The sequence below is a fragment of the Aulosira sp. FACHB-615 genome (genome assembly GCF_014698045.1).
Classification (GTDB): domain Bacteria; phylum Cyanobacteriota; class Cyanobacteriia; order Cyanobacteriales; family Nostocaceae; genus Nostoc_B.
This window is the reverse complement of sequence record NZ_JACJSE010000001.1, coordinates 33,583-50,199: the sequence shown is the minus strand read 5'-3', so window position 1 is coordinate 50,199 and position 16,617 is coordinate 33,583. Positions and strand designations below refer to the sequence as shown.

11 protein-coding genes are annotated in these 16,617 nt (G+C 41.5%); 6 read left to right on the top strand and 5 right to left on the bottom strand.

Annotated elements, in window-relative coordinates:
* Positions 1–103: 103 nt before the first annotated feature.
* The 3 genes from H6G77_RS00220 to H6G77_RS00210 form a co-directional block, all read right to left on the bottom strand.
* Complete coding sequence (locus H6G77_RS00220; RefSeq protein ID WP_190592232.1) at positions 104–1,321, bottom strand: ABC transporter permease; 1,218 nt, start codon at positions 1,319–1,321, stop codon at positions 104–106.
* 118 nt (positions 1,322–1,439) lie between these two features.
* Positions 1,440–2,906: an efflux RND transporter periplasmic adaptor subunit gene (locus H6G77_RS00215; protein ID WP_190870534.1), complete on the bottom strand. Its 1,467-nt coding sequence runs from the start codon at positions 2,904–2,906 to the stop codon at positions 1,440–1,442.
* A gap of 433 nt (positions 2,907–3,339) precedes the next feature.
* The gene (locus H6G77_RS00210) at positions 3,340–3,969 is read right to left on the bottom strand and encodes a PEP-CTERM sorting domain-containing protein (RefSeq protein WP_190592234.1); all 630 of its coding nucleotides are present in this window, start codon (positions 3,967–3,969) and stop codon (positions 3,340–3,342) included.
* A 680-nt stretch (positions 3,970–4,649) separates the two neighbouring features.
* On the opposite strand from H6G77_RS00210, the gene H6G77_RS00205 reads away from it, so the two are divergent.
* From H6G77_RS00205 to bioB, 3 genes are all read left to right on the top strand, one after another.
* Positions 4,650–5,393, top strand: a complete 744-nt coding sequence (locus tag H6G77_RS00205; RefSeq protein ID WP_190672404.1) for a tetratricopeptide repeat protein — start codon at positions 4,650–4,652, stop codon at positions 5,391–5,393.
* A gap of 123 nt (positions 5,394–5,516) precedes the next feature.
* Complete coding sequence (locus H6G77_RS00200; RefSeq protein WP_190870533.1) at positions 5,517–6,401, top strand: NAD(P)-dependent oxidoreductase; 885 nt, start codon at positions 5,517–5,519, stop codon at positions 6,399–6,401.
* 290 nt (positions 6,402–6,691) lie between these two features.
* The gene (gene bioB / locus H6G77_RS00195) at positions 6,692–7,687 is read left to right on the top strand and encodes a biotin synthase BioB (protein WP_190592237.1); all 996 of its coding nucleotides are present in this window, start codon (positions 6,692–6,694) and stop codon (positions 7,685–7,687) included.
* Positions 7,688–7,788: 101 nt separating this feature from the next.
* Here bioB and petL read toward each other — a convergent pair whose 3' ends face one another.
* On the bottom strand, positions 7,789–7,884 hold the full coding sequence (gene petL, locus H6G77_RS00190; protein WP_190592238.1) for a cytochrome b6-f complex subunit PetL: 96 nt from the start codon (positions 7,882–7,884) through the stop codon (positions 7,789–7,791).
* Between the two features lie 169 nt (positions 7,885–8,053).
* On the opposite strand from petL, the gene aroB reads away from it, so the two are divergent.
* On the top strand, positions 8,054–9,148 hold the full coding sequence (gene aroB, locus H6G77_RS00185; RefSeq protein WP_190870532.1) for a 3-dehydroquinate synthase: 1,095 nt from the start codon (positions 8,054–8,056) through the stop codon (positions 9,146–9,148).
* A gap of 412 nt (positions 9,149–9,560) precedes the next feature.
* Here the strand turns inward: aroB and H6G77_RS00180 are convergent, their stop codons facing one another.
* Entirely contained in the window at positions 9,561–9,968 is a 408-nt protein-coding gene (locus tag H6G77_RS00180; RefSeq protein ID WP_190672390.1) for a HetP family heterocyst commitment protein, read from the bottom strand.
* A 503-nt stretch (positions 9,969–10,471) separates the two neighbouring features.
* Between H6G77_RS00180 and H6G77_RS00175 the strand changes: the two genes are divergently transcribed.
* Positions 10,472–12,889, top strand: a complete 2,418-nt coding sequence (locus H6G77_RS00175) for a sucrose synthase (RefSeq protein WP_190870531.1) — start codon at positions 10,472–10,474, stop codon at positions 12,887–12,889.
* 92 nt (positions 12,890–12,981) lie between these two features.
* Entirely contained in the window at positions 12,982–15,852 is a 2,871-nt protein-coding gene (gene pgmB, locus H6G77_RS00170) for a beta-phosphoglucomutase (protein ID WP_190870530.1), read from the top strand.
* Positions 15,853–16,617: the final 765 nt, after the last annotated feature.

Sequence of the window (16,617 nt, the reverse complement as noted above, 5' to 3'; positions counted from 1 at the left end):
GGGGGATAAGGAAGCAATATTTCTACCCCCTCTCTCTTGTCTACTCCCTCTCCCTTGTCTCCCCCCTCTCCCTTGTCTACCCCCTCTCAGCACTCAGCACTTCCTAAGCACTCCGCAATGCCACAATCGGGTCGAGTTTAGCTGCACGGCGGGCGGGAACGACACCAAAGAATAAACCGATCGCACCAGAAACACCGACGGCGGTAGCAATAGCTACAGGAGAAATCCCCGCTTCTAGGGGTGTCAGGCTGGCAACAATCATAATTCCACTGACACCAACGCCAGTTCCCAATAAACCACCAATTGCTGACACAATCACAGCTTCAATCATGAACTGGAGTAATATATCTTGTTCGGTTGCGCCAATGGCTTTTCTGAGTCCGATTTCTTGGGTGCGTTCGGTGACGGAAACCAGCATGATATTCATGATACCGATACCGCCGACGAATAGGGAGATACCCGCGATCGCCGCCAGCATAATTGTTAATGCACCTGTGATTTGTCCGACAGTTTGCAAAGCATCTTTTTGGGTACGGATAGTAAAGTCATCTTCACCGATGATTTTGTGGCGTTGGCGCAGCAAATTGGTAATTTGAAAAACGGCTGCATCTACGCTATCGGCGTTCTTAGCTGAGGCGACAATGTAACTTAACTCTAATCCATAGGGAGAAGTACGCCCGACAATGCGGTTTGCCATTGTAATTACCGGGATTAACGCCGCATCATCATAATCCACACCCAAATTTGAACCTTTGGCAACTAATACCCCAATCACCCGAAAACTCGTATTGTTGATGCGTAACTGCTGTCCCACAGGATTACTAGTGGCGAAAAGTCTTTGGGCTAATTTTGCCCCCAGCACCGCCACTTGGTTACTGCGTTTCATATCCACTTCTGAAAAGAACCGCCCTTTGTCGGTGGTAAAGTCGCGCACCGTCAAAAAGCTGGGAGTTGTACCAATAATATTGACATCGGTGTTTTTATTCCCTACCGTCACCACCTGCCGACTATTTAACTCCGCCGTCACATCTGCTATGGTTGGCACTTGAGTAGCGATCGCTCTGGCATCTTCTAAAACTAAAGTTTTTGGGGTATCACGGGAAATCCGCTCGGTTTCTTGATTACCAGGAATGACAAATAACACATTCGGCCCCAAAGATTCTAATTGTTTGGCAATGTATCTCTGTCCGCCTTCCCCAATACCAATCATGGCAATTACCGAAGCGTTACCAATCACTATCCCCAACATGGTGAGGGCGCTACGCAACTTATTCGACAGCAGGGTTTTGCCTGCCATTTGTACGCTTTCTAAGAAGTTCATAAGTAAGTAGAAAGTGCTTAGTTATATTAAAGTGCTGAGTGTGGGTAGACAAGGTAGAGGGGGGAGACAAGGTAGAAAGATTGCTTCCTTGTCCCCCTTGTCCCCCTTGTCCCCCATCTCAATTCTGCTGCTCTTGCGCCTTCTTGATTTTATAGTCCTGGGGTAAGTCCACAAACACGCGATCGCCTGCTTCTACTCCTGATAAAACTTGAGTTTGGTCTTGAATTTGCGCTCCTGTTGTAACTTCCCGAAACTGGGGTTGATTTTTGGCATCGGGAATCAAGACACCAGTTTTACCTTTTTCGGTGACAATGGCTACTGTGGGTAATACTAAGGTGTTGCTGACGCGATCGCCCAAAAAAGTCAAATCGACATTTAACCCAGAACGCAGTTTATCTATGCCTGTATCTAAAGCTACGCGCACCTGAAAGGATGTTACACCTTGTTCTACAACTGCTTCTGGTGCAATCAAGCGTACATTACCTTTAAATACTTGATCTGGATAAGCATCAGCCACAATTTCGACTTCCTGTCCTACTTTCACTCGTCCAATATCAGCTTCGGGGATTTGTGCTAGTACTTCCAAGCCTTTAGCAACCGCCACAATCGAACTAGAAGTTGCTGATGCACTGCTAGAAGCAGAGGTAGTTGGTGTGACAAATGCACCGATATTCGCATACTTTTGCGTCACAATCCCTGCAAACGGGGCGCGAATCACAGTTTCTTCAATTTTGACATTAGCAGCCGCTAACTGTGCTTGGGCCGCTTTAACGGCGGCTTGGCGTTGGGCAATTTCTTCTTTACGTGTACCATTTTCTAATAAAACTAAAGCGGCTTTGGCTTCGGTGACGGCAGCTTCTTTCATGTCAATTTCTTCACTGCGAGAACCACTTTCCATCAGTGATAACCGCCGACGCGCTTCTTCTAAATTAGCTTTAGCCGATTTATCATCACTCACTGCTTGGTCTAATAATTGCTTTTTTTCTGCGCCTTGTTGGTAAAGATATTGGTAACGTTTAACTTGTTCAGTGGTGTAATTTACCCTGGCTTGGGCTGCATCTACTTGGGCTTGCACTTGAGAAATTTCTTGGGGACGATTCCCGGCACGCGCTTGGGCTAATTGGGCTTCGACTTGTCGCAAACGCGCCCTGGCTTGAGTGATTTCTTGGGGACGGTTCCCAGCTAAGGCTTCATCTAACTGCGCTTGGGACTGGGCTAAGTTGGCGCGATATTGCAGAATTTGGGCTTGTAAATCACCGACATCCATCCGGGCGATCACTTGATTTTGCTGTACGCGATCGCCTTGTTCCACATATAATTCTGCCAGCACCCCAGGATTTTTCGGACTAATATTTACACTCTGCACAGGTACAACCTTACCACTGGCAGTAATTTTTAAAGTTACATTTTTTGCTTCTACAGGTACAGTTAGTTGTGTAATATCTTGCTCACTTGTTCCACGATTCACCACATTGACTGTACTCGTAACACCCGCCACAACAGCACCCGTGGCTATCAACCCAATTAGCCAGCGATATGGGTGATAAACTTTGCCAATCACGGGAACTTCTATGTAAGTGTTCATAATTACGGTCTAATCTATACTTTGAGGCTAGGGAATCGCTATTGAGAACGTTGTCAGAACTTAATTAACGTTCCTTAATACTAGTCTCTAGTAATTTTAACCGCCTTCACCTAAATGGGTGAAATGGGAGGCTGTTAAGCATTTACTTTACCTCACTGGAATGAGAACCCGCTATATTCCAATACGGTTCAGTTAGTGAAATTTAAAAATTACAGATCCCCCTAAGTCCCCCTTAAAAAGGGGGACTTTTATTCTTGTTCCCCCCTTTTTCAAGGGGGGTTAGGGGGGATCAAAACCTTAACTGAACCGTATTGCGCTATATTCACAAAAAAAGCCACTTGTAATGCGGCTAAATGACCAAAAATATTATTGTATAGATGATTCCTCTACTAAAAGATAGAAATGGTTTTTCAATCTTTTAGTAGTGGAAAAACTATACTTTTACCAAAGCTTTTTGTTTACGCTTCATCCACAATCCGAAACCAGAACCAATAACCACACCACCAAGGGTCAACGGTTCAGGTACAGGTGTAGCGTTGTTAGCCTGTAGACTGGTAGCTGTAATACCAGCAAAGGACGGGGCACGGCTACGACTATACTGTATGAAATTTGTGCTACCTATTCCAGTAAATCCACGCCCAAATCCTAACACCAACTGGCTAACGGTGGTAGAACTCTGTACAAACGCTAATGCCTCTGCAATTTGAGGCTGCACGCCAACCTGGAATTCTATAATCCCAGCTATGTTTGTGCTGTTGTTCAGTGGGCTAGAAGGATTGCCCAAGTTATTGAACAATCTGTCAATAACTGTTCCTGAAGTGTTTGTGAGCGTTATATCCCATTCAGATAAAATAACTTGACGTACGGATGAGTTTAATGGTAATTGATTCTGATCTACTATGTAGTAACCACTAGCACTACCGTTACTACCAAAATCTACGCTAAGTTCATATCTTTGCAAATTTATCGCACTAGCAGGAGAAATCCCCACAGTTGCCAGTATACCAACACCAATCGATGCTATCGCTGCCGATTGGAATATATTCTTGAGAGATTTGATCATCGTTATTCAATCCTGAAAACAAGATTTCAAGTAATGAGAATAAAATGTAAAAATGGCGTTTTTACCTGCATAAATTCCTAATTAGACAATTAACATAAAATCGCATTCATAATTTTTGTTTACGATAATTTGTTTATTGTTATTTTAATTATTTATGACAAGATAAATAATAGATAATGCCTTTTTTACATCTAAGAGGAATGGTGTCATTTCAGCCGATAAAAAGCAATAGGAAAAGTATATCTTTAATTAAAAATTAAAAATCCATAACAAGGTGATATGTGTGAAATTACTTTGTACAAGAGTATTGCAGTATTTTGAGTAATTATACTAGTAGTATTTTCTTCCAGGTTTTACTGCGATTACTTTATAAAAACTTTACATTTTTACTAAATGTAACCTCGATATATAAAAATTTGTGAAAAAATATAGGATTTACGCATAAAAACGAAAAATCAAGGGTTTGGGTAAGGGTGTAGGGGTACAGGGGAGGTGTATGTATCTAAAACCCTTATGCCACTACAGATAATTTCAAAAATCAAACCCGATGCCTGTAGTGAATGGCAAAATTGAGTAATTGCCCAGATAAGCAAATTAATAAAAAAACAACAGTCTTTTATGATACTATTAAGAATTATCAAAATGATTTAAGATCAAATCTAGAGTTCTGTAGGTACAGCATGGTCTTTTGGCGCTGCATAGCTGCCTCTGGCTTAATTGTTTGCTTGATATCTGGTTGCAATAGCAAAGCCCAGTCATCAATCAAAAATACTCAGCAAGTGGTACAAGAAATTAATGTTTCCCAGTTGCTGACAGAAGCAAAGACGAATCAAAAGGCAGAAGATTTATTTCATCAGGGCAATAAATTATTAGATGCACAAAAATACCAAGATGCCATAGCAGTTTATGATAAAGCGATCGCCCTCAATCCAGAAAGTGCAGATGCTTGGATTAACAGAGGTATAGCTTTAACAAAGTTGCAAAAACATACAGACGCACTAGCATCTTACGATCAGGCGATCGCCATCAAGTCTGATAAAGATGAAGCTTGGTACAATCGAGGCAATGCTTTAGCCTCCTTGCAAAGTTACCCAGCCGCAGTTGCAGCTTATGATCAAGCGATCGCCATTAAACCAGATAAACAAGAAGCCTGGATTAACCGAGGCATAGCCTTGACAAAATTACAGCGTTATCCAGAAGCACTAGCATCTTATGACAAGGCGATCGCCATTAACCCAAACAAGCCAGAAGCCTATTACAATCGAGCTTGTACTTATGCCTTACAAAATAAAGTAGACTTAGCCGTTGCAAACTTAAAAGTCGCCACTCGCCTCGTTCCCGAAAAATACCAACAATTAGCAAAAACCGACCCAGATTTTAAGAAAGTACGTAATGATCAAAGATTTCAAAAGTTAATTCAATAGCAGATTTTGTTAACCATTTTGTATAAGTTTTTATCTGTTTGCTGTTGCAAGTTACAGGGTATGATTTGGATTAACTAAATCTAATCTCTGCGTTGCTTTGCTGCTTGCAATCAAAAATCATATATGAAAAAACTATTGATTACCGGAGCCAGTGGCTTTTTAGGATGGCATCTTTGCCAACTAGCAAAACCAGAATGGGAAGTTTATGGTACTTATCACTCTCATTTGCTAGAGATTCCGGGAATCAAAATACTGAAAGTCAATTTAACAGACTTTCAAGAATTAAAACAACTATTTAACGATATTCATCCAGACGCAGTTATTCATACAGCCGCCCATTCACAACCCAATTTTTGCCAAATTTATCCGCAAGAATCACACCTCATCAATGTCACCGCATCTTGCAACATTGCTGGACTCTGTGCAGATGATTCGATTCCTTGTGTGTTTACATCCACAGATCAAGTTTTCAATGGCTTAAATCCTCCTTATCATGAAGCTTCACCAGTATGCCCCATAAATATTTATGGTGAGCAAAAAGTCATGGCTGAAATGGGGATGTTAGAGCGATATCCTATAACTGCAATTTGCCGAATGCCTTTACTGTTTGGCGGTGCGACACCCACAGCCCAGAGTTTTATTCAACCATTTATTCAAACTTTAAAGGAAGAAAAAGAATTAAATTTATTTATTGATGAATTTCGTACACCAGCCAGTGCAATAACAGCCGCTAAAGGACTATTGTTAGCCTTACAAAAAGTGAATGGCATTATTCATCTAGGAGGCAAAGAGCGAATTTCACGTTATGATTTTGGACAGTTATTAATAGAAGTCTTTCAACTACCATCCACAAGTATAAAAGGTTGCCGACAACAAGATGTCAAAATGTCCGCACCCAGGCCAGCCGATGTTTCTTTAGATAGTTCTCAAGCCTTCGGTTTAGGATATCAACCTTTATCTATCAAAGAAGAATTACAGATCATTGCTCAGTATCAGAATTATCTTTGATATCTGATAAGTTGTTACAACTCCCTACTTCCAGGGTGAACAAATATAGCAGTCTTATTTGAGATAGAAACCGACAAGGAGGACAAGGCAGACAAGGGAGACAGATGTTTATAAATCATTGAGAATTGCTATGTTTGTGAGTTTATGTTGATTTATTAATCTGCCATCCCAGCAAAATCTTGATAAGCTGATGTCTAATGTCTACAACTCTAGGATTAAAAGCAGTACTTCAACAGATCCAGCAACGAGACAGATATTAATCAATCCAGTCAACAAGAAGGATTTATTGAATGTCGGTGGGAATACGCTACGATTGGCAGGAAGCAGAAATTCAGCAGATTTATGATATGCCATTGCTAGAGCTTGTTTATCAAGCTGCTAGTGTACATCGTCAATATCATGACCCGAAAAAAATACAGGTCTGTAAACTGATCTCCATTAAAACAGGAGGTTGCCCTGAAGATTGTGGCTACTGCGCTCAATCTTCTCGTTATCAAACAGAAGTAAAACCACAAGCACTTCTGGATAAAGATACTGTAGTCAATATAGCCCAAACAGCCAAGCAAAAAGGTGTCAGTCGTGTTTGTATGGGTGCGGCTTGGCGAGAAGTGCGGGATAATTCTCAGTTTGAAAAAGTGCTGGAAATGGTCAAAGAAGTGACCGATATGGGCTTAGAAGTATGCTGCACCCTGGGAATGTTAACAGCAGACCAAGCCAAGCGATTAGAAACAGCCGGGTTGTATGCTTATAACCATAATTTAGATACTTCTGAGGACTATTACAGCACAATTATTACCACAAGGACTTATAGCGATCGCCTGAACACTATTGAGAATGTCCGGCAAACTAATGTCACTGTCTGCTCTGGTGGGATTTTGGGCTTGGGTGAAACTGCTAAAGACCGTGTATCAATGTTGCATACTCTGGCAAATCTCAACCCACATCCAGAGTCAGTCCCAATTAACATTCTTTCCCAAGTAGAAGGTACACCCTTAGAAAATCAACCAGATGTCCCAATTTGGGATGTAGTGCGGATGATTGCGACAGCACGTATTGTCATGCCAACTTCTGATGTGCGTTTGAGTGCAGGCCGCGCCCGACTTTCGCAAGTTGAGCAAGCTTTCTGTTTCATGGCTGGAGCTAATTCTATCTTTTCCAGCGACGATAACAAAATGCTAACTGTCACCACACCTTGTCCAGATTATGATGCTGACCAAGAAATGTTGAACTTGCTGGGCTTAGAAATGCGTCCACCTGTCCAAAGACCAGCACTAACTTTGGCTTAGGGGCTAGGGGCTAGGGAAGAGAGTTTTACTTGTTTGGTTATCATGGCCAAATCCTTAGTCGAAAATACTAACCTCTAGCCTCTAACCTCTAACCTCTGAAATTAGAGGATTTTAGCAGCACGTAGACCGAACAACAAACCTGCTGCGATCGCAGTAAATAAACCTAAAAAACCGATGTAAGCAACTACGGCAAACATTTTGATGCTTCTCCACAATACTTTACTAAATCTATTGAACCATTAGTCAAGGGTCAATGGTCAAGGGTCATTTGTTCTTGGTTCACATCCCTACACCCTGCCCTCTTACCTCCTTTTGTCCCCAGATTGCGCTAAAATACAAGCCCACGGCGCTTTTTAGGGTTGGGCAATGACTTCTACCATTAACGTTAATTTACCGCAGCAGTCTTATGAAATTGCGATCGCACCTGCAAGTTTAGATCAACTTGGTCAAAGTCTGGCCAATCTCAAGCTAGGGCAGAAAGTACTTGTGGTATCTAATCCCACTATTTTTAAACATTATGGCGAAAGAGCGATCGCATCACTCAAGTCCGCAGGATTTAACGTAGCGAGTTATTGTTTACCCGCCGGTGAACGCTACAAAACCCTCAACTCCATCCAAAAACTCTACGATGTCGCCTTAGAAAATCGCCTGGAACGTTCCTCGACAATGGTAGCCTTGGGGGGAGGCGTAATCGGTGACATGACTGGTTTTGCTGCTGCAACTTGGCTGCGGGGAATTAACGTTGTCCAAGTTCCTACCACTCTGTTAGCAATGGTAGACTCTGCTATCGGTGGCAAAACAGGCGTAAATCATCCCAATGGCAAAAACTTAATTGGCGCATTTCATCAACCGCGTTTAGTCTTAATTGACCCAGAAGTGTTAAAAACTTTACCTGTGCGTGAGTTTCGTGCAGGTATGGCAGAAGTTATCAAGTATGGTGTGATTTGGGATGGGGAATTGTTTACCCAAATGGAAGCCAGTAAACATCTCAACCAACTCCGCTACATGAAGCCGGAATTGTTGAGTGAAATATTAACTCGTTCTTGCCAAGCCAAAGCCGATGTTGTCGGCAAAGATGAGAAAGAAGGCGGACTCAGGGCAATTCTCAATTATGGACACACCATTGGTCATGCTATTGAAAGCTTGACTGGTTATCGATTAGTTAATCATGGCGAAGCAGTTGCGATCGGTATGGTAGCGGCTGGACAAATTGCTGTCAATTTAGGTATGTGGCAACAAGCCGAAACTGACCGACAAAATGCCATCATTCAAAAAGCAGGTTTACCCACAAAATTACCTGCGGGTGTAGATATTGCTGCAATTATTGATGCACTGCAACTAGATAAAAAAGTCAAAGCAGGTAAAGTGCGGTTTGTGTTACCAACCCAAATTGGTGTAGTCACAGTTACCGACCAAGTACCAGCAGATGTCATCCAGCAGGTACTACAAGGAATGCAATAGATTAGCTAATTAACCCATACAAGATTTAGGTGCTTTACGCTATAGCAATAGTGAGGAACAACAAAAAGCTTACCGCGATCGCATACCACAGATATCCTTTGACTACCCTCCTCACCAATGACAACCCCACAAGTTTTTTAAGATACCCGACTTCTTTGAGAAGTCGGGTATCTAATCATCTCGATTTTCACCAATCAAATACGATTGCTATAGCTGTAATTTAACAAGTTAATTATTTAGCAGAATCTTGCTTATACCAATTCTATGTGAGGGTGCATTTAATCTTTTATCTTTTCTTTCTTTGTGTCCTACCCTTCGGGAAGCCGCTATCGCGTCTATGCGCCCTTTGTGGTTCGTTTTTTAATTTAGTGCATCTTCATACAGAATTGGTATTAAATGCTATTTTTAGACGTTAATTTTGTATATCTTCATCCTTTGATGAATAAAGGTTAGACATATTTGATTTTAAATATAGTACATTCATCCCTTGGATATTTCCTGGTTTGTTTTCAGATTTATCCAGAGGATTTGATTGATTTAAATTATGCGTTTTTCTTGGGATGTCAGTATTGTTACTTGAAGCACTAACATGATTATCTGAATTTAATTTTGCCGCCATATATTGATTCTGTTCTTTTATCAGACGGCTGTAAGTTCTTTGAGGCATAAAATGGAGTGGATTATAGCCGATAAAACGCAAAATCAATACACAACCCCAGGAATATCTACCATCACTAATAGCTTCAATTACTTGCTCTAACTGTTCAGGAGTAATCAAACTATGACAGTTGTTTTGAGAAGAAGGTACTTGGTAGTTCATGGCTAACTCTGTAGTGGTAATTAACGTATTAAAAATCTAGATTCAATATCAGATTTTTGCCTAATGAATAGTTACCTGCTACACAGAATACTATTTAAGTAACTGTAAATTTAGCCAAATTGGCACTTTTTTAGTGACGGCCCTCAATATTTAGGGTAACAGTACAGAGACTATTAGCTATAGCAGTCCTATTTGATATTTCAACAATAGAGACAAGGAAGTACTGATTTGAGAAACTTGCTTAATTAATTTCTCAATTGATTACATATATCTTTTGGCTGAATTTTTGGAGATGTTAGGAGCGATCGCCAGCTTTTCTCCTAAGTTAATGGCTTAGAATTTTGGTTTGTATAATTCATACCAGGGCTAGAAGGCAGAAGTAAAGTGCTGATTTAGCATAAAAGAGAAAGAACGGTAATCTACCTCTAACAGCCTACGGAGAAAATTACTATTGTTGAGGAGAAAAAATGAGGTTGTGACCTATTAAAGTGGCGGAATTAGTTATGAATGAACTGCTACAAGCTGTGCTGAACAGCGATGAAAAATCTGTCTTACAAGAATTGATATTTTCATTAACTGCTTCAGGTAAACAATACTTCCTAAGAAATGAAATTCTGCAAGTATTTGCAGATTATTGCCATAACTCCCAAAAGCCTGCTTATTTTTACTACTCTTCTTCGATTGGGAAACTGATTCACTATACCCATGAAATAATTTTGTCAGAGGAAAATACTTGGGTTGTGATTCGTCCCAAAATTGCTAGTCAAGAAGTTTGGCGGTTGAATGCTGACTTGAGTGAGTGTGAATTGATGTCACCGCAGGCTTATTTAGATGTGTGCGATCGCTTAGTTAATCACTACCAACCCCATATCCTGGAAATCGACCTCGGCCCATTTTACGAAGATTCTCCCTCCGTTGATGATCCCAGAAATATTGGTCAAGGTCTAGCCTTTCTCAACCATTACCTGTGCGATCAATTGGTAAATGATCCGCAACATTGGTTAGAGGTATTGTTTCAAGCGTTGCGGCGAGTGCAATATGATGGGAGACGCTTGTTAATTGGCGATCGCATTTCTTCAGGTGTGCAATTCGCGCAACAAATCAAGCAAGCAATCAAGTTTCTCAGCGAAAGACCAGCTGATGAACCCTACGAAAAATTTCATTTTCACCTGCAAAACCTGGGTTTCGCACCTGGATGGGGAAATACAGCAGCGCGAGTTAGTGAAACGCTATCATTACTTGATCGGCTAATTGATACCCCCCAACCTGCCATTTTAGAAGCATTTGTAGCGCGTGTTCCTGTGGTTTTTCGCGTCGTCTTGATTTCTATTCATGGTTGGGTAGGACAACAAGATGTCATGGGACGCGATGAAACATTAGGTCAAGTCGTCTATGTGCTGGAACAAGCACGCAGCTTAGAAAACAAACTCCGCCAAGAAATCACCCTTGCGGGACTTGATGTATTTGGTATTCAACCCCATGTGATCATTCTGACTCGACTGATTCCCAACTGTGAAGGTACATCCTGCGGACTCAGGCTAGAAAAAGTCGAAGATACAGAAAATGCGTGGATTCTACGGGTTCCTTTTGAGGAATTTAATCCAGAGATTACGAACAATTGGATTTCTAAATTTGAGATTTGGCCTTATTTAGAAAGTTTTACCAATGATGTAGAAAAAGAACTCTTCGCTGTATTTAAAGGTCGTCCCAATTTAATAATTGGCAATTATAGTGATGGGAATTTAGTCGCCTCACTTTTATCTCACCGTCTCAAAGTTACTCAATGTAATATTGCTCATTCCTTAGAAAAGCCTAAATATCTCTTTAGTAACTTATATTGGCACAACCTAGAAGACCAATATCATTTTTCAGCACAATTCACGGCTGATTTAATTAGTATGAATGCTGCCGATTTTATTATTACTTCTTCTTATCAAGAAATTGTCGGTACACCCGACGGTATGGGGCAGTATGAATCTTATAAATGTTTTACGATGCCTGAGCTATATCATGTAGTCAATGGCATTGATTTATTCAGCCCTAAATTTAACTTAGTACCGCCTGGTGTCAATCAAAAAATCTTCTTTCCCTATACCCAAAAAGAAGATAGGGATTTTAATCAAAGCCAACAAATTGAAGACTTAATATTTAACCGCCAAGACCCGCAAATTTTCGGTAATTTGGCAGAACAAAACAAGCGACCTATCTTTGCTGTCGCCACCCTATCATCGATTAAAAATCTGACTGGATTAGTTGACTGTTTCGGTCAAAGTGAAGAATTACAAAAGCGGTGTAATTTAATTATCTTAACCAGTAAACTGCATCCAGCAGAAGCCGCTAATCCAGAAGAGGCGGCAGAAATTCAACGGCTGCATGACATTATTAATCACCATCATCTCCATAATCATCTTCGCTGGTTGGGAATGCGTCTGACTGGTGGGAATATTGGCGAAGCCTATCGGATAATAGCCGATCGCCAAGGAATTTATGTGCATTTTGCGCGGTTTGAGTCTTTTGGTAGAAGCATTTTAGAAGCGATGATTTCTGGTTTACCAACTTTTGCGACTCAGTTTGGTGGTGCGTTAGAAATTATTGAAAATCGAGAAGATGGATTTATTATTAACCCTACCGACTTAGAAGGAGCAGCCCAGAAAATTATCGCGTTCCTGGATGAATGTGAACATCATCCGCAACATTGGCAGGAAGTATCTGAGTGGATGATCCAGCGAATTACTAATAAATATAATTGGTCATCACACACCAGTCAATTATTATTACTGGCGAAAATGTTTAGCTTTTGGAACTTTGTCGCTCCTGAAAACAATGAAGCACGCGATCGCTACATGGAAAGCTTATTTCATCTCATCTTTAAACCGAGAGCCGAAAAAATATTAGAACAACATAGACACAAGCAAAAATAATAGTAATTCCCAATCACACGAGGTATACACTTCCTAGCCTCTAGTGTCTAGCTTCTAGCCTCTAACCTCGCATTTGGAATTGAATCTAAACAATGGATACCAAAACTATTACTGATAATTTTATCTATACAGACTGGACGTTAACTGAAACCCAGTTTGACCCCGAACAAATACATTCTAGAGAAACTATTTTTACCATTGGCAACGGCTATTTAGGCACACGCGGCAGTTTTGAAAGAGACTATCCGCGTGAATTGCCGGCTACTTTTATCCACGGTGTCTATGATGATGTGCCTGTAGTATATACAGAACTTGCCAACTGTCCTGATTGGCTACCAATGGTAGTAATTATTGATGGTAATCGCTTCCGCCTCAACGAAGGAGAAATTACTCATTACGAGCGAGTGCTGGATGTGCGTCACGGACTCCTCAGCCGTTCTTTACGTTGGCGCACTCCCACCGGCAAAACTATAAATATGGACTTTCAACGTTTCGCTAGTTTTGCAGATCAGCATATTTTGTGTCAACGCTGTCAGTTAACGCCGTTAGATTTTGACGGATTGATTGAAGTGCAAGGTAGCATCAATGGTTATCCTGAAAATCAAGGATTCAATCATTGGGTAGATTTAGACCAAGGTAAAACTGAACATGGCATCTGGTTGCATAGCCGGACTCGTGGCTCACGAATTACGATTGGTATGGCAGCCAAGATGACCGTATCAGGAACGGAAGCATCTATCCAAGTTAATACTGCGCCTGGTTATCCTTCCTTAAATGCGACCTTTCTCACCAAATCACAGCAAACTGTGACAGTGGAAAAAATCGTCACAGTCTTTACCTCACGGGAAATTGAGACACCAGTCAAAGCAGCGCAAGAAAAACTAGCTCAAATTTCCAACTACGAAACCCTCCGCAATGCACATACTCAAGCCTGGGATGCAGTTTGGCAGCAGAGTGATATTTTGCTAGAAGGTGATAATACTGCGGCTTTTGCAATTCGTTACAATATTTTTCAACTGTTAATTGCTGCGCCTCGCCATGACGATAAAGTGAGTATTCCCGCCAAAACTCTTTCTGGGTTTGGCTATCGGGGTCATGTTTTTTGGGATACAGAAATTTTTATCCTGCCATTTTTTACATTTACCCAGCCTGCGATCGCACGCAACTTACTAACTTACCGCTACCACACTTTAGCAGGTGCTAGACGTAAAGCCTTGCATTCTGGCTACAAAGGCGCGATGTACGCTTGGGAAAGTGCCGACACTGGCGATGAAGTTACACCTAGATGGTCACTTCCCAATGATTTTTATGGTGAAGATATCAGAATTTGGTGCCGCGATCGCGAAATTCATATTAGTGCAGATATTACCTATGCTGTTTGGTATTATTGGTTAGCCACGGGTGATAATGAGTGGCTGCGTGATTGCGGTGCAGAAATTGTTTTAGATACAGCTATCTTTTGGGCGAGTCGAGTTGAGTATAATTCAGAACAAGAACGCTACGAAATTCGCGCAGTCATTGGAGCCGATGAGTATCACGAATTGGTTCACAACAACACCTTTACTAACCGGATGGTGCAATGGCATTTAGAAAAAGCACTATTTATTGATGATTGGCTACGGCAAAACTTCCCCGAACGAGCGACGGAATTAGCCAAGCAACTGCAAATTACATCCGAAGTGCGATCGCATTGGCAAGATATAATTGCTAAAATCTGGATTCCCTACGACCCAGAAACTGGACTAATTGAGCAGTTTGAGGGATTTTTTCAACTCCAAGATATTAACTTAGACGAATACGAACCCCGTCAGCGTTCCATCCAAGCAATTTTAGGCATTGAAGAAGGCAACAAGCGACAAGTCCTGAAACAGCCAGATGTGTTGATGCTGCTGTATTTAATGCGGGAATCAGCAGATTTTCCCTACAACCCCCAATCCTTACAAGCAAATTGGGACTACTACGCACCCCGCACAGATATTACCTACGGTTCATCCCTCGGCCCGGCAATTCACGCCATCATCGCCTCTGATGTCGGTGAATCGACAACAGCTTACAAACAATTTATGCAAGCCGCAATGGTGGATTTAGAAGACAGTCGCGGGAACACCAACGATGGTATTCACGGTGCAAGTGCGGGCGGTGTATGGCAAGCTGTAGTTTTTGGCTTTGGTGGCATTCAGTTAACAGAAAATAGCCCCGTAGCCAACCCCCATTTACCTTCTCACTGGACGCGACTGAAATTTAAACTTCATTGGCGTGGGGAGTGGCATGAGTTTGATTTGCATCAGGGAGAAGGGGAACAAGGAAGAATGGTGGATATTCGGGGTGTAATTTTTGATTTGGATGGTGTGTTAACTGATACGGCGGAGTATCACTATCAAGCTTGGCAAAGGTTAGCTGATGAAGAGGGTATTCCCTTTAATCGCCAAGCAAATGAAGCTTTGCGGGGTGTGTCACGGCGTGAATCTTTGATGTTGATTATTGGCGATCGCAAGTATTCCGAAGCACAAATTCAAGAAATGATGGAGCGTAAAAATAACTACTATGTAGAATTAATTCACCATGTCACATCTAAAGATTTATTGCCAGGTGCGATCGCACTTTTGGACGAGTTACGGCAAGCTGGAATTAAGACTGCTATCGGTTCAGCCAGTAAAAATGCCCGTACTGTAGTTGAGTTATTGGGCATTGCTGATAAAGTAGATGCGATCGCAGATGGTTATAGTGTGCAGAAACCCAAACCCGCACCGGATTTATTTCTATACGCCGCCAAAGAACTCGGACTACAACCACAACAATGTGTAGTCGTCGAAGATGCTGCCGCCGGCATAGAAGCCGCCTTAGCCGGGGGTATGTGGACAGTAGGACTAGGCCCTGTTGAACGTGTCGGTGCAGCCCATCTAGTATTACCAAGCCTCGCAGGTGTGAAGTGGGCAGATATTCAAATGAGTAGTGAGTTGTGAGTATTTACTGGTACTTATGCAAGAACTCTCTCAAACTCTTATATAGGAATCCGGTTTGATTTCTGAATTTATTTGTGTAGGTAGGGAATAGGGAATGGGGAGTCGGGATTAGGAAAGAAGCCTGATCTGAGTTTACTGATTTTTTCCCAAATCAAATATGATACCAAATTAAAAAATGATTGCGACAGATGGATGACTCAAAAGCTTACCAATCAACCCTTACTCAATCCAAAATCTGTCTTGAAAAGTTTGCTCAAGTCGGGGAACCCGCAATACTTTTCGGATAAGGGATTCACTTGTGAAGGTAAGCAAGGGAGCAGGGGAGCAAGGGAGAATGAAGGTACTCTCTCCCCTGCCCTGAAGCTCCTCCGCCCCCTGTTGCCTCAACGAAGAGATATCTTAACCGAAAGGTATTGGGGGAACCCGCCCACGCAACTTTTCACAAAATCTAAAATCCAAAATGGTATGAGTTTTATAGCAATCCTAAATGATATATCGCTCTTTAAGCACTCTAAGCAGAGGAAAATAAGAAATCCTCAGAAATGGATGTGTATGGAATAGCACGCATTCAATTCATCAATGCAACTAAGGAGAGAAATCCAATAGATAAATGTAACATTTGCCATAACTATACTTTTGGATGAGTCAAGTCATCATAATGTGATGACTTTTTTGATTTTTTGAGACCCTTACTCCCCAGTGTTGGCAAGGTTTATTTATAATGTCAGACGTTTGGCTATTCAAAAAACTGTTAAAGCTATCTTT